The 24,139-nt window shown below is 68.6% G+C and carries 23 protein-coding genes; 17 read left to right on the top strand and 6 right to left on the bottom strand.

The window, feature by feature from the left end; genetic code table 11:
* Window positions 1-3: 3 nt before the first annotated feature.
* Window positions 4-291: a DUF2782 domain-containing protein gene (locus AC06E7_RS06150; RefSeq protein WP_068847828.1), complete on the bottom strand. Its 288-nt coding sequence runs from the start codon at window positions 289-291 to the stop codon at window positions 4-6.
* A 97-nt stretch (window positions 292-388) separates the two neighbouring features.
* On the opposite strand from AC06E7_RS06150, the gene polA reads away from it, so the two are divergent.
* From polA to AC06E7_RS06135, 3 genes are all read left to right on the top strand, one after another.
* Window positions 389-3,160, top strand: coding sequence for a DNA polymerase I (gene polA / locus AC06E7_RS06145; protein ID WP_478063526.1), 2,772 nt, complete (start codon window positions 389-391; stop codon window positions 3,158-3,160).
* Window positions 3,161-3,492: 332 nt separating this feature from the next.
* A complete protein-coding gene (locus AC06E7_RS06140; RefSeq protein ID WP_217537501.1) occupies window positions 3,493-3,969 on the top strand; it encodes a DUF421 domain-containing protein in 477 nt (158 codons plus the stop codon).
* A 182-nt stretch (window positions 3,970-4,151) separates the two neighbouring features.
* Entirely contained in the window at window positions 4,152-4,730 is a 579-nt protein-coding gene (locus tag AC06E7_RS06135) for a hypothetical protein (RefSeq protein WP_478063524.1), read from the top strand.
* Between the two features lie 42 nt (window positions 4,731-4,772).
* On the opposite strand, the gene hemF is transcribed toward AC06E7_RS06135, so the two are convergent.
* From hemF to AC06E7_RS06115, 4 genes are read right to left on the bottom strand one after another with little or no spacing between them, the layout of a single operon-like run.
* Window positions 4,773-5,678 (bottom strand): oxygen-dependent coproporphyrinogen oxidase, encoded by a 906-nt coding sequence (gene hemF, locus AC06E7_RS06130; RefSeq protein ID WP_478063522.1) that lies wholly within the window; start codon window positions 5,676-5,678, stop codon window positions 4,773-4,775.
* Window positions 5,679-5,717: 39 nt separating this feature from the next.
* On the bottom strand, window positions 5,718-6,323 hold the full coding sequence (locus AC06E7_RS06125; RefSeq protein ID WP_068847817.1) for a tetraspanin family protein: 606 nt from the start codon (window positions 6,321-6,323) through the stop codon (window positions 5,718-5,720).
* A gap of 27 nt (window positions 6,324-6,350) precedes the next feature.
* Window positions 6,351-6,770 carry an NUDIX hydrolase gene (locus tag AC06E7_RS06120; RefSeq protein WP_307105582.1) on the bottom strand — a complete coding sequence of 140 codons (420 nt, stop codon included), beginning with the start codon at window positions 6,768-6,770 and terminating at the stop codon, window positions 6,351-6,353.
* Window positions 6,767-9,133 carry a S9 family peptidase gene (locus tag AC06E7_RS06115; protein WP_478063519.1) on the bottom strand — a complete coding sequence of 789 codons (2,367 nt, stop codon included), beginning with the start codon at window positions 9,131-9,133 and terminating at the stop codon, window positions 6,767-6,769. The genes AC06E7_RS06120 and AC06E7_RS06115 overlap by 4 nt, the downstream gene beginning before the upstream one ends.
* 274 nt (window positions 9,134-9,407) lie before the next feature.
* Between AC06E7_RS06115 and AC06E7_RS06110 the strand changes: the two genes are divergently transcribed.
* Entirely contained in the window at window positions 9,408-10,805 is a 1,398-nt protein-coding gene (locus tag AC06E7_RS06110) for a cytochrome ubiquinol oxidase subunit I (RefSeq protein ID WP_320458058.1), read from the top strand.
* 1 nt (window position 10,806) lies between these two features.
* Window positions 10,807-11,820 (top strand): cytochrome d ubiquinol oxidase subunit II, encoded by a 1,014-nt coding sequence (gene cydB, locus AC06E7_RS06105; protein ID WP_068854461.1) that lies wholly within the window; start codon window positions 10,807-10,809, stop codon window positions 11,818-11,820.
* A gap of 153 nt (window positions 11,821-11,973) precedes the next feature.
* Here the strand turns inward: cydB and AC06E7_RS06100 are convergent, their stop codons facing one another.
* Complete coding sequence (locus AC06E7_RS06100; protein ID WP_478063517.1) at window positions 11,974-12,996, bottom strand: chorismate transformation FkbO/Hyg5 family protein; 1,023 nt, start codon at window positions 12,994-12,996, stop codon at window positions 11,974-11,976.
* Between the two features lie 178 nt (window positions 12,997-13,174).
* Between AC06E7_RS06100 and AC06E7_RS06095 the strand changes: the two genes are divergently transcribed.
* From AC06E7_RS06095 to AC06E7_RS06040, 12 genes are read left to right on the top strand one after another with little or no spacing between them, the layout of a single operon-like run.
* The gene (locus tag AC06E7_RS06095) at window positions 13,175-13,909 is read left to right on the top strand and encodes a beta-ketoacyl synthase chain length factor (RefSeq protein ID WP_478063515.1); all 735 of its coding nucleotides are present in this window, start codon (window positions 13,175-13,177) and stop codon (window positions 13,907-13,909) included.
* Window positions 13,902-14,705 carry a lysophospholipid acyltransferase family protein gene (locus AC06E7_RS06090; protein WP_320457717.1) on the top strand — a complete coding sequence of 268 codons (804 nt, stop codon included), beginning with the start codon at window positions 13,902-13,904 and terminating at the stop codon, window positions 14,703-14,705. The genes AC06E7_RS06095 and AC06E7_RS06090 overlap by 8 nt, the downstream gene beginning before the upstream one ends.
* Complete coding sequence (locus AC06E7_RS06085) at window positions 14,692-14,952, top strand: phosphopantetheine-binding protein (RefSeq protein ID WP_068854459.1); 261 nt, start codon at window positions 14,692-14,694, stop codon at window positions 14,950-14,952. The genes AC06E7_RS06090 and AC06E7_RS06085 overlap by 14 nt, the downstream gene beginning before the upstream one ends.
* Before the next feature lie 19 nt (window positions 14,953-14,971).
* Entirely contained in the window at window positions 14,972-15,229 is a 258-nt protein-coding gene (locus AC06E7_RS06080) for an acyl carrier protein (protein WP_068854458.1), read from the top strand.
* Window positions 15,230-15,251: 22 nt separating this feature from the next.
* Entirely contained in the window at window positions 15,252-15,803 is a 552-nt protein-coding gene (locus AC06E7_RS06075) for a COG4648 family protein (protein WP_210131347.1), read from the top strand.
* Complete coding sequence (locus AC06E7_RS06070) at window positions 15,796-17,484, top strand: ApeI family dehydratase (protein WP_478063512.1); 1,689 nt, start codon at window positions 15,796-15,798, stop codon at window positions 17,482-17,484. The genes AC06E7_RS06075 and AC06E7_RS06070 overlap by 8 nt, the downstream gene beginning before the upstream one ends.
* A complete protein-coding gene (locus AC06E7_RS06065) occupies window positions 17,477-18,229 on the top strand; it encodes a glycosyltransferase family 2 protein (protein WP_478063510.1) in 753 nt (250 codons plus the stop codon). The genes AC06E7_RS06070 and AC06E7_RS06065 overlap by 8 nt, the downstream gene beginning before the upstream one ends.
* A complete protein-coding gene (locus AC06E7_RS06060; protein WP_478063508.1) occupies window positions 18,226-19,173 on the top strand; it encodes an LpxL/LpxP family acyltransferase in 948 nt (315 codons plus the stop codon). The genes AC06E7_RS06065 and AC06E7_RS06060 overlap by 4 nt, the downstream gene beginning before the upstream one ends.
* A complete protein-coding gene (locus AC06E7_RS06055; RefSeq protein WP_478063506.1) occupies window positions 19,163-20,725 on the top strand; it encodes an HAL/PAL/TAL family ammonia-lyase in 1,563 nt (520 codons plus the stop codon). The genes AC06E7_RS06060 and AC06E7_RS06055 overlap by 11 nt, the downstream gene beginning before the upstream one ends.
* Window positions 20,712-21,134, top strand: coding sequence for an acyl-CoA thioesterase (locus AC06E7_RS06050; RefSeq protein ID WP_068854452.1), 423 nt, complete (start codon window positions 20,712-20,714; stop codon window positions 21,132-21,134). The genes AC06E7_RS06055 and AC06E7_RS06050 overlap by 14 nt, the downstream gene beginning before the upstream one ends.
* A complete protein-coding gene (locus AC06E7_RS06045) occupies window positions 21,131-21,757 on the top strand; it encodes a LolA family protein (RefSeq protein ID WP_320457722.1) in 627 nt (208 codons plus the stop codon). The genes AC06E7_RS06050 and AC06E7_RS06045 overlap by 4 nt, the downstream gene beginning before the upstream one ends.
* Window positions 21,678-24,110 (top strand): MMPL family transporter, encoded by a 2,433-nt coding sequence (locus AC06E7_RS06040; RefSeq protein WP_478063504.1) that lies wholly within the window; start codon window positions 21,678-21,680, stop codon window positions 24,108-24,110. Before AC06E7_RS06045 ends, AC06E7_RS06040 begins: the two co-directional genes overlap by 80 nt.
* Window positions 24,111-24,139 lie beyond the last annotated feature (29 nt).

Below are 24,139 nucleotides of genomic sequence, written 5' to 3'. Positions count from 1 at the left end.
AACTCACCAGCTGTAGAGCTTCCAGTACACCGGCGAGGTGCCATCCTTGCTCCGGTCCACGCCGCCGTGCTGGCTGCCTTCGTACATGTAGTACGGCGCGCCACGCGAGGGGGTGACCTTGACCATGCGCAGCTGGCCACTGACCCGGTACTCCTCGATCACATCGCCGTTGTCCATCACGCGCTTGGCGATATCGGCGCCCCGCACATCGACCGGGGGCACGCCAGCGCCGCCGCCGGTGGTGGCACAACCCGCCAGCACAAGCAGTCCAGCCAGCAGCAGAGTTTTCATGGGCCACGGCTCCTGGGTCGGGGGAGTCTGGATTATGCCCGATGCCCCGTGATGCCGGTGCCGGGAATGGCCCCAGCGGGGCGCGTAGAATCGTCGCATGAGCCGATTAGTCCTGATTGACGGGTCCAGTTACCTGTATCGCGCGTTCCACGCGCTTCCGCCGCTGACCAACGCGGCCGGTGAACCCACCGGCGCGCTGTTCGGTGTGGTCAACATGCTGCGCGCCACCCTGAAGGAGCGCCCCGAGTACGTGGCCTTCGTGGTCGACGCGCCGGGCAAGACCTTCCGTGACGACCTGTACGCCGACTACAAGGCCAACCGGCCGCCGATGCCCGACGACCTGCGCCCGCAGATCGAGCCGATGTGCCAGATCGTCGAGGCGCTGGGCCTGACCATCCTGCGCATTCCGGGCGTGGAAGCCGACGATGTGATCGGCACGCTGGCGCTGCAGGGCCACCGCGACGGGATGACCGTCACCATCTCCACCGGCGACAAGGACTTCGCCCAGCTGGTCCGCCCGGGCATCGAGCTGGTCAACACCATGACCGGCAGCCGCATGGATTCGGACGCTACCGTGATGGACAAGTTCGGCGTGCGCGCCGACCAGATCGTCGACCTGCTGGCGCTGATGGGCGACGCCGTGGACAACGTGCCCGGCGTGGAGAAGTGCGGCCCCAAGACCGCCGCCAAATGGCTGGCCGAGTACCAGACCCTGGACGGGGTGATGGCCGCCGCGCCTGGCATGAAGGGCAAGATCGGCGAAAACCTGCGTGCCGCGCTGGAGCGCCTGCCGCTGAACCGCGAACTGGTCACCATCCGCACCGACGTGGCGCTGGACGCCACCCCGCAGACCCTGGCGCTGCGCGACCCGGACGTGCCCGCCCTGGGCGAGCTGTACCTGCGCTACGGCTTTACCCAGGCGCTGAAGGAGCTGGGTGGCCCGGTCCCGGCCCCGGCGGCGGCCAGCGACGCGCCGGTGAGCCTGCGCGGCACCGCCGCCGGCTACGCGCGCGGCGCGGCCAGCGAGCCGGCGCCGGCCCTGGATGCGGCCCTGTCGGCCCCGGGCGAATACGAAACCGTGCTCACCACCGAACAGCTGCAGGCCTGGGTGGCCCGCGCCGAGGCGGCCGAGCTGATCGCCTTCGACACCGAGACCGACGCGCTCGATGCCATGCGCGCCAACCTGGTCGGCATCAGCCTGGCGGTCGAGCCGGGCCGTGCGGCCTATATTCCGGTTGGCCATGACTACCCCGGCGCCCCTGCGCAGCTGCCGCGCCAGCAGGTGCTGGACGCGCTGCGCCCGGTGCTGGAGAACCCCGACAAGAAGAAGCTTGGCCAGCACGGCAAGTACGACCTGCACGTGCTGCGCCGGCACGGCGTGGACGTGCAGGGTTACCACGACGACACCATGCTCGAGAGCTTCGTGCTCAATTCCACCGCCACCCGCCACGACATGGATTCGCTGGCGATGCGCTACCTCGGCTACACCACGATCAAGTTCGAGGACGTCGCCGGCAAGGGGGCCAAGCAGATTCCGTTCTCCCAGGTAGGGCTGGACGAAGCCAGCCGCTACGCCGCCGAAGATGCCGACATCACCCTGCGCCTGCACCGCGTGCTGCACCCGCAGCTGCTGGAATCGGCCGCGCTGGACAACGTGTACCGCAGCATCGAGATGCCGCTGGTGCCGGTGCTGGCCCGGATCGAAGCCAACGGCGTGTACATCGACAGCGCCGAGCTGCGCCGGCAGAGCCAGGACCTGGGCGCGCGCATGCTGGCAGCCCAGCAGAAGGCCACCGAACTGGCCGGGCGCACCTTCAGCCTGGACTCGCCCAAGCAGCTGCAGGCGGTGCTGTTCGACGAGCTGAAGCTGCCCGCGCTGGTGAAGACCCCCAAAGGCCAGCCCAGCACCAACGAAGAGGCGCTGGAGGCGATCGCCGAACAGCACGAGCTGCCGCGGGTGATCCTGGAGTACCGCGGGCTGGCCAAGCTGCGCAGCACCTACACCGACAAGCTGCCGGAGATGGTCAACCCCGACACCGGCCGGGTCCACACCAGCTACCACCAGTCCGGCGCGGCCACCGGCCGGCTGTCCTCGTCGGACCCGAACCTGCAGAACATCCCGATCCGCACCGAGGACGGCCGCCGCATCCGCCGCGCCTTCGTGGCCCCGCCGGGGCACAAGCTGCTGGCCTGCGATTACTCGCAGATCGAGCTGCGGATCATGGCCCACCTGTCCGAGGACCCGGGCCTGGTGCGCGCCTTCGAACAGGGGGTGGATGTGCACCGTGCCACGGCGGCCGAGGTATTCAGCCGCGCGCTGGACGAGGTCACTCCGAACGAGCGCCGCGCCGCCAAGGCCATCAACTTCGGCCTGATGTACGGCATGAGCGCGTTCGGGCTGGCCCGTAACCTGGGCATCGACCGGGGCCAGGCCCAGGATTACGTGGCGCTGTACTTCAGCCGCTACCCGGGCGTGCGCGACTTCATGGAGCGCATGCGCCAGCAGGCCCGCGACCAGGGGTATGTGGAAACCATCGAAGGCCGCCGGCTGTATCTGAACGATATTCACGCGCGCAACCAGGGCCTGCGCGCCGGCGCCGAGCGCGCGGCGATCAATGCGCCCATGCAGGGCACCGCCGCGGACATCATCAAACGGGCCATGGTGAAGGTGGACGACTGGCTGCAGGGCCAGGGCGGCCGCGCCCGGATGATTCTGCAGGTGCACGATGAACTGGTATTCGAAACCGAAAGCGAGTTTCTGGAAACCTTGCGCACGCAGGTGGTCGAGCTTATGTCGTCTTCAGCTCAATTACGCGTCCCGCTGGTGGTGGATGCCGGGGTCGGGGATAACTGGGATGAGGCGCATTGAGACGTGAATCACGTTGAATAAGCTGAATTGGTTCATTGCGGGCCGATAAACTGACTCTTCGATGAATGTTTTAGGTTTCACCGCAGTATTAATTGGCGCCCTTCACGAACTATCAATGTTCGAGGTGCTTTTATAGACCTCGACAGGCGCAATGCCTGTTGTGGATCTCTCCCATCCCCTGGAGCAGATCTCGGAACGGGGGCTCCTCCCCAAGCGCCCGTTCCCCGGCCCCGCTGACCTCCCCCTGGTCGGCGGGGCTTTTTATTTTCAGGAGCCCGGCCAACGGCCGGCGCTACCCGTATGCTTCAGGCACTCTCTCTTCTGGGGCTCGCATGAGCGACCTGTTCGACCTGGCCATGCCCTGGTGGGAATTCATCCTGCGCGCCGTGGTGGTGTATGTGGTCGTGCTCGGCATGGTCCGCCTGTCGGGCAAGCGCGCCCTGGGCCAGATCACCCCGTTCGACGTGCTGCTGATCGTGCTGCTGGGCAACGCCGTGCAGAACGCGCTGCTGGGCAAGGACACCTCGCTGGGCGGCGGGCTGCTGCTGGCGGCCACCCTGATCTCCCTGAACTACGGTGTGGGCTGGCTGAGCCAGCGCAGCCGCCGCGTAGAAGCGCTGGTGGAAGGCGAACCGGTGCTGATCGCCCGCGACGGCAAGCTGCTGGACTCGGTGCTGCGGCGCGAACTGGTGACCCGTGCCGACGTGGAGGCGGCGATGCGCCAGCAGGGCTGCGCACACATTAGCGAAGTCTCCATGGCGCTGCTGGAAATCAACGGCCACATCACCATCGTGACCCAGAAGCGGTAGCGCCGGCCGTTGGCCGGTCCAGACGGTCCAGGCGGTCCAGGCGGTCCAGGCGGTCCATCCTCGCCCGTGTACCGTCGGCCGTCAAAGATCGAAACCTGGAAGCGCAGCCGTAAGCCTGCTGCTGGAATCGCCGGTATCAGCGGCCGCCTTCCGGTCGGCCCGCGCAATGGAGATGCCCTGCGATGCCCCTTGATGCCGTTACCACTACGCTCTCATCGAGCACCACGACCCGGCGGTGGGTCTCTGTCTATCTGGAACGCCCGGGTGCAGTTCTGCACGGGAACGATACGCCGCATACAGACGATACACCTCCGACGTATGACCAGGTCATCGGACCAGACGGGGGACTGCCCACTTACGCCCAGGCGGCGGGGCAGGACGCCTCAAGACGACTGCCGGACTCGCGCGCCATTCCACAGAACGTCGCCAACGAGCCGGGCGCATCGTCCTCGCCGTCGTACGCGTACGCGTATGCGTCCACCGCCCCCGAACACCCGCAGGTCCAGGCCCGCGAACTGAACAAGCTGCTGAAACGCATCGCGCGCAATGAAATCAAGCTGGTCAAGGCCCACGACATCATGCTCGAGGATGCTGTGGACCGCTTCGTTCGCCACCAAGTGCTGCGCAACTTCTGCGGTGGCGGATTGTTCGATGACAGCGCCAGCGAAGACAGATCCATGGCCGAACGCAATTACCTGCACTACGCGAAAAAGCTGCCGAAATTGCAGGCCGAGTACGCGGCCATGCTCCAACGCCTGTAGCGCCACGCCCTGCGTGGCTGCGCCCCTCGTAACCCGCCCGCGCTACGCGCCCGCCACCCAGTCGCGCGGCACCAGGTAATCGCCCAGACGCGCTTCGGCGCTGCCGGCCTCGGGCTGGAACCCGTACTCCCAGCGCACGCGCGGCGGCAGGCTCATCAGGATGCTTTCGCTGCGCCCGCCGCTCTGCAGCCCGAACAGCGTGCCGCGGTCGTACACCAGGTTGAACTCCACGTACCGGCCCCGCCGGTACAGCTGGAACTCGCGTTCGCGTTCGCCGTACGGGGTGTGCTTGCGGCGTTCCACGATCGGCAGGTACGCCTGCAGAAAGCCATCACCCACCGCGCGCAGGTAGGCGAAGTCGCGTTCGAAGTCGCCGTGCAGGTCGTCGAAGAACAGCCCGCCCACACCGCGCGTTTCATTGCGGTGGCGCAGGAAGAAATACTCGTCGCACCAGCGCTTGTGTGCCGCATAGCGTTCTTCGCCGAACGGGGCGCACAGGTCGTGGGCGGCCTGGTGCCACTGCTGCACGTCCTCGTCGAACGGGTAGAACGGGGTCAGGTCGAAACCGCCGCCGAACCAGGACGCCACCTGCTGCCCATCACGCTCGGCGCTGAAGTAGCGCACGTTGGCGTGGGTGGTGGGCAGGTACGGATTGAGCGGGTGGAACACCAGCGACACGCCGGTGGCGCGCCACGAGGCGCCGGCCAGCTCCGGCCGGTTTGCCGAGGCCGACGGCGGCAGACGCGTGCCGGAGACGTCGGAGAAGCCGATACCGGCCTGCTCGAACACCGCGCCATCGCGCAGGATGCGGGTACGGCCACCGCCGCCCTCGGGGCGCTGCCAGAGATCTTCGGTGAAGCGGGCCTGGCCGTCGGCGGTTTCGACCGCGCCGCAGATGCGGTCCTGCAGGTCGGTCAGGTAGCTGCGTACGCGCTCGAATTCGTTCATGCGACTACTTTACCGCAGGGCAGCGAGGCAGGCCTCGGTCTACGGGGCCTTTGCGGCGAACCATCGCCGCACGTCCGGCCGCAGCACGCGGGCCACCAGCCAGGCGTGCAGTGCGGCGAACGCCAGCGCGGTGAGCACGGTCAGGCCGGTGTAGATCACGCGCTGCATCTGCAGGTCGCGGCGCAGCTGGCCGGCATCGGCGTCTGCGTGCGGCGGCAGGTGCACGATCAGCTGGCGGAATACCTCGTCGATCACCCACGCACCGACGAAGTTCAGCAGCGCGGTGACCACCAGCAGCACGATGAAGGTCCACAGTGCCCAGCGGTTGCGCCGCAGCAGGCCCCAGCATGCCGCAGCCCCCACCAGGGAAAGGACCAGCATGCCCACGTTCACCGCGACCGCATGCCGCCCGAACCAGCGCAGCGACGACGGCATCCAGGACAGGTCGGCGCCGTCGAGCAGGTCCTTCAACCAGGCCGACTGGGCGAGCAGCGCGGCGAGCACCGCGCCACCGGCCCAGCACACCGCCGACACGATGCACACCACCAACACCGACTTGGCCAGCGGGGCAAGGAAGGTCGGGGTGCCATCCCCCTTCGGGCGCGGGTGGGCAACGGGCAGCAGCGGGGGCGTAATCGAAGACATCCGGTGTCCTGGCAGTGTGCGGTGGGGTCAGCCCGGCGCGATCACGCGCGCGGCCGCCGGCAGGATATGGTCTTCGCTCAACGGTGCCAAGCGGCGCCCGTGTGGTGGCTGCAACGGCACCCAGGCCAGTTCGGCGATCTCCGCCCGTGCCTGTGGGGTGCCCAGCACCTGTACCCACCAGGCCTCGGCGTGCACCCGGCAGCCGGTTTCATGCACCGCCCAGTCGCTGTAGGCACCCAGCGGCACCGCCGTGGCCGGGTCCAGCTGCACGCCCAGTTCCTCGTCCAGCTCGCGCGCCAGCGCGGCCAGCGGTGCCTCGCCCGGCTCGGGCTTGCCGCCCGGCTGGATGAACACTGCCGAGCCGTGCTTGCGCACCACCAGCACGCGCCGGGCGGCATCGGTGATGACCGCGGCGACGATCCGTATCGTCGCCGCGTCGTGGCTCACTTCAGGTTCTCTTCGAACAGCTTGAGGATGCGCTTGTACTGGTCCAGCCAGGAATCGGCGCGCACGTAGCCGTGGCGTTCCAGCGGGTAGGGCGCGATGCTCCAGTTGTCCTTGTGCAGCTCGATCAGCTTCTGGGTGAGGTTGACCGAGTCCTGGAAGAACACGTTGTCGTCCATCATCCCGTGCGCGATCAGCAGGTGGTCCTGCAGGCCCTCGGCATATTCGATCGGCGAGGAGACGCGGTAGGCCTCCGGGTCGATGTCCGGGGTGTTGAGGATGTTGGCGGTGTAGCCGTGGTTGTACTGGTGCCAATCCACCACCGGGCGCAGCGCGGCGCCGGCCTTGAAGGTGCCCGGCGAACGGAACAGCGCCATGAAGGTCATGAAGCCGCCGTAGGAGCCGCCGTAGATGCCGGCATGGTCGCGGTCACCCTGCTGGGTGGCCACCAGCCAGTCCAGGCCGTCCTTGTAGTCTCCCAGCTCCGGGTGGCCCATGTTGCGGTAGATCGCCGTGCGCCAGTCGCGCCCGTAGCCCTCGCTGCCGCGGTAATCCATGTCCAGCACCACGTAGCCCTGCTGCACCAGCAGGTTGTGGAACATCTGCTCGCGGAAGTAGGCCGGGTAGCGCTGGTGCACGTTCTGCAGGTAACCGGCGCCGTGCACGAACATGGCGATCGGGTACTTCCTGCCCGGCTCCAGGTTCTCCGGGCCGTAGTACTTGGCCCAGACCACGCCCGCGCCGTGCTTCGAAGGCACCTGCACCAGCTTGGGCTGGATCCACTGGCGGGCCTTGAAGGCGGCAGTGCGGGTGTCGGTCAGCACCTTGGCCTGGCCGCCCGCGGTGGGCACCACCGCCAGCTGCGCCGGCAGGTAGGCGCCGGAGTAGCGCACCAGCAGCTGCTGGCCGTCCGGGGACAGCGAGAAGTCTTCCACGCCGTTGAGCGAGGTCAGCTCACGCACCTGGCGCGAAGCGGTATCCACCGCGCACACCTCGTAGTCGCCGGGGGCCTGCTGGTTGCACAGCACGTAGAAGCCACGGCCATCGGCGCTGGGCACCGGCATCGAGGTTTCCCACTTGCCACCGGTCAGCGCCTGCGGCTTGGCCGTGCCCTGCTGGGTGTACAGGTGCGAGTAGCCGGACTCTTCGGACAGCAGCCACAGCGTGCGGTTGTCGTTGGACCAGCCGAAATCGTTGAAGCTCCAGTTGATCCACGCCGCGTCGGTGAGGCGGTGGCGGGTCTGCAGCCTGGCCTCGGCCGGGCTGACGCTGGCGATCCAGCGGTCCTTGTTGTCGTTGGCGCGCAGCAGGATCGCGGCCTGCTGGCCGTCATTGCTCCAGCGGATGCCCGGCGCGCCGGGTCCACCCAGCACCTGCACCGGGCGGCTGCCCTTCAGCGCGTCCTTGCCGGCGGCCTTGCGCAGCGCGGCCAGCGGGTCGGTGCCGATGCCCGGCAGGCTGTCCAGCGACAGCGGCTTGACCGTGCCAGTGACGGCGTCGACCAGCCACAGCGCGTTCGGTTCCGGGTCGTTGCGGCCCACGCGGGTACGGGTGTCCTCGAACTCCTCGTAGCCCGATTCGGTCACGTACTTGGGCATCTTGCCGCCGCGGCCTTCGTCAAAGCTCTTCGGCTTGGTCACCACGATCAGGCTGCGGGTATCGGGCGACAGCGCGCTGTCGACGATCTCCACATCGGCGCCCAGGTACACCGGGCCCGGCGCGCGGGTGCTGTCGGCGCGGCGCCAGCTGGCTTCCTGCTCCTTCAGTGCGTCGCGCTGGGCGCGGTCGTTGCGCAGCGTGGCCAGGGTGCGCAGCTGCTGGTCGCGCAGCACGTCGGCCTTCGGGGCGTCGTCGGGGTTCTTTTCGGCCTTCAGGCTGGCCACCTGCTGCACGCCGCCGGCGGCGGTCCAGTGGAACCAGTTCTGGCCGGTGCGCCAGATCACCCCGCCGTCGCGGGCGAAATTGACCGCGCTGGCCTTCTCGGTGCTGCGGGTGAGCTGGGTCAGCGCGCCGCTGCGCAGGTCGCGCAGGAACACGTCGCCGTTGCGCACGAACACGCTGCGCTGGCGGGCGCTGTCGTACACCGGTGCGTCCACGTCCAGGCTGCCGCGCTGGTCATCGGCGACCTGGGTGGCGGTACCGCCGTTGACCGGCTGGCGGAAGGTATCGCGGACCGGGCTGCCGGTGCGCTTGAGCTGGTACTCCACCTGCTGGCTGTTCCACGACCACCAGGCGCTCTCGACCGGCGGACCGATCCAGTCCGGGTCGGCCATGGCCTGTTCGATGGTGATCGGCGTCGGTGCCGCGTGGGCCGCGCCGCCGAGGGCGGCGAGCAGCAGCAGGGACAAGGGCAGCGTTCTGGGCATTGCGGGCAGCACCGTGAAGGAAAACCCGCCAAGCGTAGCAGCGCCGGGCCTTCGGCGAGGGGGCCACAGGTCATGGGCCATGCGCGCCATGATCGTTGGTCGTGCGTCGGCGCACCGCGCCGGGCTCCTGGCGCCGGCCCCACCGTATCGACCAACGGTCGATACCTACCGTGCCTGCGACAAAGTGAAGCAGCGCGTCACCGGGTCGCATGCCCTCTTCACGGAAATCGGCCCAGACTGGTGCGGATTCCAGAGAATGCTGCGGAGGCGTCGCGTGGACGCGTTGTTGTTGTCGCGGATCCAGTTCGGGTTCGTCATCAGTTTCCATGTGCTGTTTCCGGCCTTCACCATCGGCACGGCCAGCTGGCTGGCCTTCGTCGAGGGCCAGTGGCTGCGCACGAAGAAGCCGATCTGGCGCGAGCTGTACTTCTTCTGGCAGAAGATCTTCGCGGTGTCCTTCGGCATGGGCGTGGTCAGTGGCATCGTCATGGCCTTCCAGTTCGGCACCAACTGGCCGCGGCTGAGCCAGGTGGCCGGCAGCGTGATCGGGCCGCTGCTCACCTATGAAGTGCTCACCGCGTTCTTCCTGGAGGCCAGCTTCCTGGGCGTGATGATGTTCGGCTGGGGCAAGGTCTCGCCGCGCCTGCATTTCCTGTCCACCTGCATGGTGGCGCTGGGCACGCTGGTGTCTACCTTCTGGATCCTCTCGTCCAACAGCTGGCTGCAGACCCCGGCCGGGCACGCCATCATCGATGGCATCGTGGTGCCGCAGGACTGGTGGCAGGTGGTGTTCAACCCCTCCTTCCCGTACCGGCTGGCGCACATGGCGCTGGGCTCGTTCATCACCACCTGCTTCGTGATCGGCGGGGTGGGCGCGTGGTACCTGCGCAAGGGCAAGCACGTTGAAGCCGGGCGCACCATGCTGCTGGCCGCGGTGGCGTTCGCCGCGCTCACGGTACCGGTGCAGATTTTCGTGGGTGACATGCACGGCCTGAACACCCTCAAGCACCAGCCGATGAAGATCGCGGCGGTGGAAGCGCACTGGCATGCCGAAGGCGAGGGCGAAGGCGTGCCGCTGGTGGTGTTCGCGGTGCCCAACGAGAAGGCCGAGCGCAACGACTTCGAGATCGCCATCCCGCGCCTGGGCAGCCTGATCCTGACCCATTCACTGGACGGGACCTTCGATCCGCTCACTTCCGTGCCGGCCAGCGAGCGGCCGCCGGTGGTGCCGGTGTTCTTCGCCTTCCGCATCATGGTCGGGCTGGGCACGCTGATGCTGCTGCTGGCCTGGGCTTCGGCCTTCCAGTGGTGGCGCGGCCGCCTGCTGGAATCGCGCTGGCTGGTGCGCGGCTGGAACTGGATGCTGCCCAGCGGCTTCATCGCGCTGGTGTCGGGCTGGTTCGTCACCGAAATGGGCCGCCAGCCGTGGGTGGTGTACGGTGTGCTGCGCACCGCCGATGCGGTGGGCCCGCAGAGCGCGTGGATGACCGCGCTGTCGCTGGGCGTGTACGTCGTCGGCTACGCGTTCGTGTTCGGCTGGGGTATCTGGTACCTGGTCAAGATCATCCGTACCGGGCCCAAGCCGCACGACCAGCAACCGCCGATCGAAGACGGCAGCCACACCCCGGCGCGGCCGCTGTCCGGTGCCGACGAGCCGCTGGAGGAGCGCTGACATGGAGATGACGACCTGGCTGCCGGTGGCATGGTTCGCGGTGATCGGCTTTGGCGTGCTGATGTACGTGGTGCTGGATGGCTTCGTGCTGGGCATCGGCATCCTCGCGCCGATGGCCGAGGATGAAGAACAGCTCGACGTGATGATGAACACCGCCGCCCCGATCTGGGACGGCAACGAAACCTGGCTGGTGCTGGGCGGGGCGGGGCTGATGGCCGCCTTCCCCAAGGCCTATGCGGCGCTGCTGTCGGCGCTGTACCTGCCGGTGCTGCTGCTGGTGGTGGCGCTGGTGTTCCGCGGGGTGGCGTTTGAATTCCGCTTCAAGGCGCACCGTTCGCGGCGGCTGTGGAGCGTGGCCTTCGGGCTGGGCTCGGTGCTGGCCGCGTTCGCCCAGGGCGTGATCCTGGGTGCGCTGGTGCAGGGCCTGCAGGTGGTGGACGGGCAGTACGTGGGCGGGCCGTTCGGTTGGTTCAGCCCATTCTCGATGCTGACCGGCGCGGCGGTGGTGTTCGGCTATGCGTTGCTGGGCAGTACCTGGCTGATCCTGAAGACCGAAGGCCGCGAGCAGACCTTCGCGCGCACCCTGACCCGGCCGCTGGTGGTGGCGGTGATCGTGTTCATGGGGCTGGTGAGTGCGTGGCTGCCGTTTCTGGATTCGCGCCTGATGGCGCGCTGGTTCAGCGACGGCAACTTCTGGTGGCTGTCGCCGGTGCCGCTGCTCACCCTGGGCGTGGCGGTGGCGCTGTGGCGCAGCGCCATGCACCCGCGCCGCGACCTGCCGCCGTTCCTGCTGACGCTGGCGCTGTTCGTGCTCGGCTTCATCGGGCTGGTGCTGGGCATGTGGCCCTACCTGCTGCCGCCCAGCATGACCCTGTGGCAGGCGGCGGCGCCGGCCTCGTCGATGGGCTTCAGCCTGGTCGGGCTGGTGGTGCTGCTGCCGGTGATCCTGGGCTACACGGCGTGGTCGTACCGCGTATTCCGCGGCAAGGTGCGCGCGGACGCCGGATACCATTGACCGGGTCCGGGTGACGACCAACGGTCGTCACCTACCGGCATGCGGTACATCCCGGAACGGACGATTCGGGGCACATCCCCGGCCCGGCCGAAACGCGGCACATCCCTGGCCAAGCGATACGCGGTAGGTGACGACCGTTGGTCGTCACGCGCGTCACCCGTGCAGGCCTTCGATCTCGACCAGCAATTCGGCGCGGCACACCTCGGCGTGCAGCACCACGAAGGCAGGGCTGCCCGGCAGGTCGGCCATTCGCGCTGCAACCGCCGGCATGTCCTCGGCCCGGCGCACATACACCTTCAACACGGATTCCGCGCCCAGCGCAGCCGGCAACCCCGGCCTTTGCAGGCGCGCGGCGTCCACCAGGCTCTGCAGGTTGGTCAGGGTCTCTTCCAGCTGCTCGGCCACCGACCCGGTGTGCTGCGAGACATGGCCAACGATGGCGGCCGTGCCCGACTGCAGCAGCGGCAGGCCGGTCGCCAGCGGCGGCAGGAGGGCCCGCGAGAAGCTGGGTGACTGCGGGCCGTACTGGCGCGGGTAGCGGAACGCGCTGACCTGGCGGGGGTTCTCCAGCGGCAGGCCGGCCTCGCGGGCCGCCAGCCAGTACACCTGCAGGCGGCGTACGCCATCGAAACGGCCAATGCAGGTGGCCGCCGGCAGGGCGGCCTCGTCCAGCTCGCGCAGCCCACGCACCCGGCCCACGCAGAAGCGCCGGTAGCGTTCCTGGTCGCCGTCGCCTTCGGTCACCGCGTCCAGGTAGTTCCAGGTGCGCAGCAGGTGCGGGAAACCGCAGTTGGCCAGAAAGCCACTCATCCGAGCGTAGGCGTCTGCCGCGGCCGACTCGATATCACCGGCGACCTCGTCAATTTCGATCGCGCCGAACAGCAACGTGTCGTTGGCCGACCAGCGCACGCCCCCGCGCACGCCGTGCTGCACCGGGCTGGCGCCCTGCCAGATCTCGACCTGCGCCGGGCCCTGTTCGGCCAGCGGCACCTGCAGCCAGCGCGGGTCGTCGCAGGGCGCGGCAGTGGTTGAAAAGCCGAACACGGCCAGCGTGCGCGGGTCGGCCAGGGCGGCATCGCGTTCAGCAGCGGGGGCATAAAACGCACGGAACAGCGCGGGGTCTGCCGAGGGAGAAAGGACCTGCGCGGCCGCTACGCTGTGGATCGTGCTACTCATTTCAGATTGTGAAAACTGCCAGTGCCGAGGGTGTCATGATAGCGTGCGCTCCTTTCGCGGCGTGCCGAACACGCCGGACGATGTCGAAGACAGGCGTGGGCCGGCTGGAATGGGGGAGCCGATCCGCGTTGCCGCCAAGGCTCGTGCTGTCCAGGTGCCCATAACCATGTTGGCGTGAATGATCGAGTTCTCTGTTGTGGATTGGTCGGCCTGGGCACCGGGACTGACCACGAAATCGGATTGGCAGGCGTGGGCCCGCGCACCGACGTTGCCCGAAGGCGACGACACGCCCGCGTTGCCGGAAGTGCCGGCCATGCAACGCCGCCGCATCGAGCGCTTGGGCCGCATGGCCATCCAGGCCGCGTGCTGGTGCGAACAGCCCGACGATGCCGGCCAGGTGCCGCTGGTGTTCGCGTCCCGGCATGGCGACGTGGCCCGTTCGATGGAACTGCTCGATACCCTGCGCCAGGATGCCCCGATGTCGCCCACTGGCTTTGGCCTGTCGGTGCACAACGCGGTGGCCGCGCTGTATTCGATCGCGCGCGGCCAGCGCGGCAACTACCTGGCCCTGGCCGGCGGCCGGGGCACGGTGGAGGCCGCCTGCGTGGAGGCCTTCGGGCTGCTCGCCGATGGCGCCCCGGAAGTGCGCGTGATCGCCTACGAATCGCCGCTGCCGGCGGTGTACGCCGGGTTCGCCGATGAGCCTGACCCCTTCTTCACCTGGTGCTGGCGGCTGGCCCGCGCCGATGCGCCGGGCACCCGGCTGTCGCTGGGCTGGGGCCGGGGCGGGCAGGACAGCCCGCCCGGCGCGCTGCCGCACAGCCTGGACGCGCTGCGCTTCCTGCTGTCTGGCGAGCCGGCGCTGCAGTTCCAGGCCGATGGCCAGCAGTGGTCCTGGCAGCGTCATGGCTGAGCGCTGGCGCGCCCGCCTCGACCACGCCTGGCGCGTGGTCGGCACCGGCGTCAGTTTCGCCGCCTTCGGGATCGGCGGGCTGCTGCTGGGTGGGCTGCTGTTTCCGCTGCTGCTGCTGGTCCGTCACACGGCCCGGCGGCGCACCCTGGCGCGCCGGCTGGTCCAATTCAGTTTCGCCAGCCATGTCGCGCTGATGCGCTGGCTGGGGGTGATGACGTACGAGATCCGGGGCGCGGAACGCCTGCAGCGCAACGGTCTGCTGATCCTGGCCAACCATCCCACCCTGATCGACGTGGTGCTGCTGATCGCCCAGCTGCCCAACGCCGACTGCGTCGTGAAGCAGGCTGTCGCCTGCAGCCCCTTCATGCGCGGCCCGGTCCGCGCGGCCGGCTACGTGGCCAATAGCGACGGGGCGGGGCTGATCGATGACTGCATCGCCGCCGTCAAGGCCGGGGGCAACCTGGTGATCTTCCCGGAGGGCACCCGCACTGTCCCGGGACAGCCGCTGCGGCTGCAGCGCGGCGCCGCCAACATTGCCGTCCGGGGCCGGCTGGACATTACCCCGGTCAGGATCACCTGCACCCCGCCTACCCTGACCAAGGGCCAGAAATGGTATCGTGTGCCATCACGGCGTTTTCACGTTCAGCTGGAAGTCGGGGAAGATCTCCCGATCGCCCCGTTCCTGACCGGGGCCGACGATACGCCCAGGGGGGATGCCTTGGCGGCCCGGCGCGTGACCGATCACCTTGCCCACTACTTTGACTTCGCTGGAGAACCAAGCCGTGCAGGCACTTGAGCACGAGATCAAGGAATTGATCATTTCATCGCTTTCATTGGAAGACATCACTCCGGACGACATCGACGCCGCCGCACCCCTGTTCGTGGAGGGGCTGGGCCTGGATTCGATCGACGCGCTTGAACTTGGTTTGGCCCTGCAGAAAAAGTACGGTGTCAGCCTGTCCGCCGACTCGGAAGAGACCCGTCGCCATTTTTCCAGCGTGCGTGCCCTTGGCGAGTTTGTCGCCGCACGCCAGCAGTCTTAACGGCGTCTCAGGATTTGCCATGACCAAGAACGAACTTTTCGATCGCATCGTCAAGATCCTCAAGGACAGCTTTGAGATCGAACCGGTGCGCATCACGCCCCAGGCCCGCCTGTACGACGACCTGGACATCGACAGCATCGATGCCGTGGACCTGATCGTGCAGCTCAAGCCGCTGCTCGGCCGCAACCTGCAGCCGGAAGCCTTCAAGGCGGTCCGCACCGTGCAGGACATCGTCGATGTGGTGCATGGGCTGCTGCCCGGGCAAGCGGCCGCCTGACGGCCGCCGCTGAAGATCGACCATGGTCCGGGTACGCGTCGCGGCGTTTGCAGTGCTGTCGCTGGCGTACCCGTTGGTGGTGTATCTCTCGCTGGGACGCTTCGAGCCGCGCTGGATGGCCCTGCTGCTGTTCGCCCTGGCCGCGCTGCGCGCACTGACCACCCGCCAGCCGGTGTGGTGGGCCGCCGCGATCGGCGCCGGCGTGCTGGCCCTGCTGGCCACCGCGTTCAACCAGGCGCTGCCGTTGAAGCTGTACCCGGCGCTGGTCAATGCGGTGATGCTGGTGATCTTTGCCACCAGCCTGCGTTTCCCGCCCAGCGCGGTGGAGCGGCTGGCGCGCTTGACCGAGCCGGAACTGCCGCCGTTCGCCGTGGTCTATACCCGCCGTGTCACCCAGGTGTGGTGCGGCTTTTTTGTTCTCAACGGGGGCCTGGCCCTGCTCACGGCGTTCTGGGCCTCCAACCAGGTCTGGGCGCTCTACAACGGATTGTTGGCGTACGTGATGATGGGTGTCCTGTTTGGTGGTGAATGGCTGGTGCGGCGGCGGGTGAAGGCGGCACACGCGCATGGCTGAGTGGATCGCGCTGGACCGGTTGGCGCAGCTGCCCCGGGCCGAACGCATCGTCGGCATCGATGCGGCGGGCAGTGCCGTGGCGCACCCGCTGTTCCGCACCCGGGTCATCGGCTGGCAGCAGGCCTTCGCCGCCGCGCCCGGCCGCGACTGGGCGCTCTATTTCGACGACACCCTGGACTTCGCCGCCGCGCTGTTCGGCGCCTGGCACGCGGGCAAACGGGTGTACCTGGGCGGCGACAACCTGCCGGCCACCCTGGACGGGCTGGCCCCGCGCGTGGCCGGCTTCGCCGGTGACGTGCCGGCGCATTTCGCGCCGCTGCAGCCGCGCGACGCCGCCGACCCTCAGGCCGAGCTGGCCGTGCTGGACGAAGACGCGCTGGAACTGGTGGTGTTCACCTCCGGCAGCACCGGCGCGCCCAGCGCGATCAGCAAGCGCATGCGCCAGCTGACCCGCGAGGTGGATGCGCTGCAGGCCGCGTTCGGTGCGCAGCTCGATGGCGCGCAGGTACACGGCACGGTCTCGCACCAGCACATCTACGGCCTGCTGTTCCGCGTGCTGTGGCCATTGGCGGCCGGCCGCGCGATCCAGCCGCGCCGCTTCTTCCATGAAGACCTGGTCAGCGCGCTGGCGCACCAGCCCTCGGTGCTGGTCGCCACCCCGGCCCATCTCAAGCGCCTGCCCGAACAGCTGGACTGGTCATCGCTGAGCGGCCAGCTGCGCGCGGTGTTTTCCTCTGGCGGCCCGCTGCCCAGCGAGGCCGCGCTGCAGGCCCGCGCGCTGCTTGGCGTGGCACCCACCGAAGTGTTCGGCAGCAGCGAAACCGGCGGCATCGCCTGGCGCCAATGGAGCGCCGAACAGCCGCAGTGGCACCCGCTGCCGGGCGTGTCCTGGCGGATCGAGGAAGGCTGCCTGGCCGTGTCCTCGCCGCACCTGGTCGACGACGCCTGGTGGCAGACCCAGGACCGCGTGGAGGCCGATGCCGGGCGCAGCTTCCGCCTGCTCGGGCGCGCCGACCGCATCGTCAAGATCGAAGAACGCCGGGTCTCGCTCGACGCGCTGGAACAGCAGCTGCGCGCGCACCCGCAGGTACAGGACGTGCGCGTGCTGGTGCTGCAGGGCGCACGCGAACAGCTTGCCGCCGTGGTGGTGCCGCACAACGGTGGCGTGGCGCAGTGGACCGATGCACAGCGCCGCCAGCTGTCGCAGGCGCTGGGTGCGCACCTGGCCCACAGCCATGATGCGGTGACCCGCCCGCGGCGCTGGCGCTTCATCGACGAACTGCCGTACAACGCGCAGGGCAAGATCACCGCCGCCGCGCTGGAAGCGTTGTTCCGGCCGCTGCTGCCGGTGGCACAGTGGCAGCAGCGCGCCGCGGATGCCGCCGTGCTGGTGCTCCCGCTCGAACCGGACCTGGTCGCCTTCGATGGCCACTTCCCGCAGGCGAAGATCCTGCCCGGGGTGGTCCAGCTGGACTGGGCGATCCATTACGCGCGCGAAGCCTTCGCCATGCCGCCGCGTTTCGAGCGGATGGACGCCCTGAAGTTCCAGCACGTGGCGCGGCCGGGCGACCGACTGCAGCTGACGTTGGGCTGGGATGCGCTGAAATCGGTGCTGAGCTTCCGCTATGTCTCCGACCACGGCGTGCATGCCAGCGGGCGGGTGGTGTTTGGCGATGCTTGAGCCGCTGGTGGTGATTCCCGTCTACGACCACGAACACGCCATCGGCGCGGTGGTGCAGGGCGTGCGTGCCAGTGGCCTGCCGTGCCTGCTGGTGGATGATGGCTCGCACCCGGCCTGCGCGCAGGTGCTGCAGGCGTTGGCGCAGGCACACCCGGACCAGGTCAGCCTGCTGCGCCTGGCGGTGAACCAGGGCAAGGGCGGCGCGATGCTGGCCGGCTTCGCTGAAGCGGCGCGGCGTGGGCATGCCCACGTGCTGCAGATCGATGCCGACGGCCAGCACGACCCGGCCGATATTCCGCGCTTCGTGGCCCTGGCCACGCAGCACCCGCAGGCGGTGATCTGCGGCATTCCGGTCTACGACGACAGCGTGCCCAAGGCACGCCTGTACGGGCGCTATGCCACCCATATCTGGGTCTGGATCAATACGCTGTCGCTGCAGATCCGCGATTCAATGTGCGGTTTCCGGCTGTATCCGCTGGCGCCGGTCACCCGCCTGGTGGGCGAGGAAACCATCGGCCGGCGCATGGATTTCGACAGCGAGATCCTGGTGCGGCTGTTCTGGCGTGGCGTGCAGGTGATCAGCCTGCCCACCCGGGTGACCTATCCCAGCGATGGCGTCTCGCACTTCGATGTGTGGCGCGACAACGTGCGCATCAGCCGCATGCACACCCGCCTTTTCTTCGGCATGCTGCGGCGCGCCCCGCGCCTGCTTTGGCGCCGCGTCGCAGGAACCGCGGCGGCATGAACGCACCGGCACCGGCCAACGCCCCGCACTGGGCCGACCTGGGCGAGACCACCTCGGCCGCCGGGGTGCTGTTCCTGTGCTGGGTGCACCGCTGGTTCGGACGCTGGCCGTTCCGCCTGTGCGCATACCCGGTGGTGCTGTGCCATTGGTTGAGCAACGGCGTGGCGCGCCGCGCCTCGCTGCAGTACCTGCAGCGGCTGCAGGCGCATACCGGGGTGCTCGGCGGTACGCCGGGGCGCTGGACCAGCCTGAAACACTTCGCGCTGTTCGCCGACACGCTGCTGGACAAGCTGCTGGGCCTGGGCGGGCGCTATCCGCCCGAGCGCATCCGGCTGCAGCGCGACCTGATGCTGGAAAAGATCGCACGCCGCGAAGGCGGGCTGATCCTCACCGCGCACATCGGCTGCCTGGAGCTGTGCCAAGTGCTGGCCGAGCAGGTGCCCGGCTTCCACATCACCGTGCTGGTGCACACCGCACATGCGCAGCGCTTCAACCGGCTCATGCAGCGGCTGGATCCGCTGGCCTCGGTCGAACTGATGCAGGTCACCGACATGGGTCCGGCTACGGCCGTGGAGCTGCAGCGCCGCGTGCAGGCCGGCGGATTCGTGGCCATCGTCGGCGACCGCGTGCCGCTGCGCGGCGGGCGCACCGTGCCGGCACCGTTCCTGGGCCATACCGCCCAGTTCCCGATCGGCGCCTATGTACTCGCCTCGGCGCTGGCCTGCCCGGTGTACACCATGGCCTGCCTGCACGAAGGCAACGGTTACCGGGTGCGCTTCGAGCACTTCAGCGACTGCATCACCCTGCCACGCGGTTCTCGCGATGCCGCGCTGACCGCGCAGGCCGAACATTTCGCCCGGTGGCTGGAACGCCAGGTCACCGAAGCCCCCTTGGACTGGTTCAACTTCTTCCCCTTCTGGGATCAGGCATCTCATGGCACGTAATGCAGGCTCCACCCCGACCCGGACGCTCCGCTTCGGCGATGCGCCGCTGACCATTGAAGACGTGGTCGCGCTCTCGCAGCGCCAGGCCGACGCCGTGGTCAGCGACGACCCGGCATTCACCGGGCGCATCCAGCGCGGCGCCGATTTCCTCGATCGCCTGCTGCGCGAGGACGGGGTGATCTACGGCGTGACCACCGGCTACGGCGATTCGTGCACGGTCAACATTCCACCGGCACTGGTTGCCGAACTGCCGCACCATCTGTTCACCTACCACGGCTGTGGCCTGGGCCGCTTCCTGGACGAACAGGAGACCCGTGCGGTCATCGCCGCGCGCCTGGCCTCGCTGGTGCGTGGCATGTCGGGCGTGAGCCGTCCGCTGCTGCAGGGTCTGGCCACGCTCCTGCGCCACGACGTGCTGCCGCTGATTCCGGCCGAAGGATCGGTCGGCGCCAGTGGTGACCTCACTCCGCTGTCCTACGTGGCCGCCGTGCTCTGCGGCGAACGCGAGGTGATGTACCAGGGCGCACGCCGCCCGGCCGCCGAGGTACTGGCCGAGATCGGCATGGCCCCGCTGCGGCTGCGGCCGAAGGAAGGCCTGGCGATCATGAACGGCACCGCGGTGATGACCGCGCTGGCCTGCCTGGCCTACGACAGAGCTGACTATCTCACCAAGCTGGCCACCCGCTTGACCGCCTTCAATGTGCTGGCCAGCGACGGCAACGCGCACCATTTCGATGAAATGCTGTTCGCCGCCAAGCCACATCCGGGCCAGATGCAGATCGCCGCGCGCCTGCGCGACGACCTGCACAGCGACCGCCCGCCCCGCAACGAACAGCGCCTGCAGGACCGCTACTCGCTGCGCTGCGCCCCGCACGTGATCGGCGTGGTGCAGGATGCGCTGCCGTTCCTGCGCCAGTTCATCGAAACCGAACTCAACAGCGCCAACGACAACCCGCTGATCGACGCCGATGGCGAGCGCATCCTGCACGGCGGCCACTTCTACGGTGGCCACATCGCCTTCGCGATGGATGCGCTGAAGAACACCATCGCCAACCTGGCCGATCTGCTCGACCGCCAGTTGGCACTGGTGGTGGACGCGCGCTTCAACCACGGCCTGCCGGCCAACCTGTCGGCTTCCACCGGTGAGCGTGCGGCGATCAACCACGGCCTGAAGGCGCTGCAGATCAGCGTCTCGGCGTGGACCGCCGAAGCGCTCAAGCAGACCATGCCGGCCTCGGTGTTCTCGCGTTCCACCGAATGCCACAACCAGGACAAGGTCAGCATGGGCACCATCGCCGCGCGCGACTGCCTGCGCGTGATCGAGCTGACCGAACAGGTGGTGGCCGGCATGCTGATCGCCGCACGCCAGGGCGTGGCCCTGCGCGAGCGGGTCGGCATGAACGCCACCCTGCACGGCGACCTGGCCGCCATGTACCAGGACCTGTGCGGACGCATCGCGCTGGTGGAAGAAGACCGCGCCCTGGACGGCGAGCTGCGCAGCCTGCTCGACGATATCCGCAGCCAGCGCTGGAGCCTGTATGACCGTCCCTGACCTGAGCTTCGAGGTCGCGCTGTCGCCGACCTTCCACGACTGCGATCCGATGCACGTGGTGTGGCACGGAAACTACTTCAAGTACTTCGAAGTGGCGCGCTGCGCGCTGCTGCAGCGCCATGACTACGACTACCCGCAGATGCGCGATTCCGGCTACATCTGGCCGGTGGTCGACGCGCGGGTGAAGTACATCCGTCCGCTGCTGTACGGCCAGGCGCTGCGCGTGCGCGCCACCATCACCGAGTGGGAAAACCGCCTGAAGATCGCCTACGAGATCTTCGACGCCGACAGCGGGCAGGTGCTCACCCGTGCCCACACCATCCAGGTCGCGGTCGACGCGGCCACCAACGAAATGCTGTACCTGTGCCCGTCGGTGCTCTGGGAACGGCTGGGAGTACAGGTGCCATGATCCGTTTCCTGCGCACGCTGGGCGTGCTGGTGTTGCTGGCCGTGGCCAGCCCCGTGCTCGCGGCGCCGGCCGCCAGCGTGAACCTGGTCAAGCAGCGCGTGGCCAAGGTCAACGTGCTGCGCGGCGAATTCAGCCAGGACAAGCAGGTTTCCGGCTTCAAGAATCCGCTGCGCTCCCAGGGCCGCTTCGTGCTGGCCCAGGACCGTGGCGTGATCTGGACCACGCTCAAGCCGTTTCCCTCCGAAGTGGTGGTCACCCGCGACCGCATCCTCAGCCGCCAGCGCGATGGCAGCAGCCGGGTCGAGCTGGATGGTCGCCAGCAGCCGGCGATGCGCTCGGTCAACGCGATCATGTTCGCGCTCATGAGCGGCGATGCGCAGGCGCTGTCCGCGCAGTTCACGGTGAAGGTCGACGCGCTGCCCGACAACGGCTGGCGCATGCACCTTACCCCGCGCTCGCCGATGCTGGCCAAGGTGTTCAGCGCGCTCGAACTGAGCGGCGACCGTTACGTGCGCGAGGTGCAGATCACCGAAGCGAACCAGGATGTCACCCGCATCCACTTCACCGCCCTGGGCGAGACCCCGGCGCAGCTCAGCGCCGACGAGGACCGCCGGTTTGAATGAGTCGTTGAATTCGGCCTGGCGCGAGAACGGCCGGCTGCAGCGTGCATGGCGCTGGCTGGCGGTGGCGTGGCTGCTGGTGCTGGTCGGGCTGGGCGTGCAGCAATGGCAGCTGTGGTCGAAGGAATCGCGGATCGACACTGACATCCTGGCGCTGCTGCCGCAGGATGCGCACGACCGCCTGCTGTCCGATGTAACCCGGCGCATCGCCGATGCGAATGCACGGCAGATCGTGGTGCTGCTCGGCAGCACCGACGGCGCGGCCACCAAGGCCGCCGAGCAGGCCTTCCGCCAGCGCCTGCGCGACGATCCGCAGGGCAAGGCGTTGTTGCAGGAAAGCGGCTCGATCGAAGGCTGGTTCGACCAGGCGCGCGCGTTCTACGCGCCGTACCGCGACCGCCTGCTGACCGGGCAGCAGCGCCAGCGCCTGCAGGATGAGTCCGCCGAAAGCCTGTCCGAATCCGCGCTGGCCGCGTTGTACGGCCCGATGGGCGCGCCGCGCCTGACCGAATGGCGGCAGGACCCGCTGTCGCTGTGGCCGCAGTGGTGGCAGGAGCGGGCTGCCGCCTCCGGCCTGCGCATGGGCGACGACGGCCTGCTCGAGGCCGACGGCAAGCACTGGTCGGTCATCCAGTACCAAACGCTGGGTTCCGCGTTCCAGCTCGATGGTGAGCGCCATATCGACCTGCTGCTCGATGCCGCCACCGCCGCTGCGGCGAAGCACGCCCCCGGCCTGGAAGTACTGCGCGCCGGCGTGCCGCTGCACGCCGAGGCCGCCGCGGTGCAGGCCAACTGGGAAATCAACACCATCGGCTGGGGTTCGCTGGCGGCGGTGCTGCTGCTGGTGTGGCTTGCATTCCGTTCGCTGCGCCCGATCCTGCTGGTGGCCGCCTCGCTGCTGATCGGCTGCGGCGTGGCGCTGGCGGTGACCGTGCTGGTGTTCGGCAAGGTGCACGTGCTGACCCTGGTGTTCGGCGCCTCGCTGGTCGGCGTCGCCGAGGATTACGGCATCCACTGGTTCGCCTCACGCCAGGCCGAGCCGGCCGACCGCCGCTGGAAACTGCTGCGGCACCTGCTGCCCGGCCTGTGGCTGGCCCTGGTGACCAGCGCGCTGGCCTATCTCGCGCTGGGCCTGGCGCCGTTCCCCGGCCTGCGCCAGATGGCGCTGTTCTCCGTTGTGGGCCTGGCCGGTGCGTTCCTGACCGTGATCTTCTGGTTCCCGTGGCTGGATGGCGGCGAAATCCGCAGTACCCGCTTCGCGCGCTGGCTGGGCGCCACGCTTGAGCGCTGGCCGCGCCTGCACGGGCGCCGCCCGGTCGGGTTGTTCCTGGGTGCGGTGGTGGTGCTGTCGGGCCTTGGCATGCTGCGCCTGACCGCGGACGACAACCTGCGCAGCCTGCAGTCCTCGCCGATGTCGCTGATCAACCAGCAGATCCGCATCAGCCAGATGCTGGGCATGCCCAGCCCTGCGCAGTTCTACCTGGTGCAGGGCGACAACGCCGAACAGGTGCTGGAACGCGAAGAAGCGCTGATCGAGCGCCTGCGCGTGCTCTCGGCGAACAAGCAGATCGGCGGCTACCGCGCGATCAGCGAGTGGCTGCCGTCGGTACAGCGCCAGCACGCCGATGCCGCGCTGACCGCGCGGGTCGAGCCGCAGGTACTGGCTGCCGTCGGCGAAACGGTCGGTGAAAGCCTGCAGCGCCCGGACTACGCGGCGCAGGACCTGCAGGCCGAGGCGTTCCTGGCGTCGCCCGCCGCCATGCCGTTCCGCCACCTGTGGCTGGGCGAAGTGGGCAAGGGCATGGCCTCGGTGGTGATGGTCGATGACCTCTCCCGCGCCGATGCGCTGACGCTGCTGGAAGCGCAGGCCAAGGGCATCGACGGCGTGCGCTGGGTCGACCGCACCGCCGATTTCTCCGCGCTGCTCAAGCACTACCGCAAGCTGATGAGCGCGCTGCTGCTGGTGGGCATCGTGCTGGTGTTCGCGGTGCTGTACTGGCGCTACCGCGCGCAGGCATGGCGCGTGTTCGCTCCCACGCTGGTGGCCGGCGCGCTGACCCTGGGCCTGCTCGGCCTGTTCGGGCAGCCGCTGCAGCTGTTCAATGTATTGGCGTTGATGCTGCTGCTCGGCATGGGCATCGATTACGGCATCTTCCTGATCGAACACCGCGGCGATGCCAGCGCCTGGCTGGCGGTCTGCGTCGGCGCGGCCAGCACCTGGCTGTCGTTCGGCCTGTTGGGCCTGTCGGCCACGCCGGCGCTGCGCGCGTTCGGTCTCACCCTGCTGTTCGGCATCGGCCTGGTCTGGTTGATCTCGCCGCTGTTCCGCCCGCCACCGCACGACGCACCGCACTGAGCGCCCGTGCCGGACTCCCCCTACTTCTT

It is taken from the genome of Stenotrophomonas sp. Steno-Z4, assembly GCF_056393145.1.
This window is presented reverse-complemented; position numbering and strand designations above follow the sequence as displayed.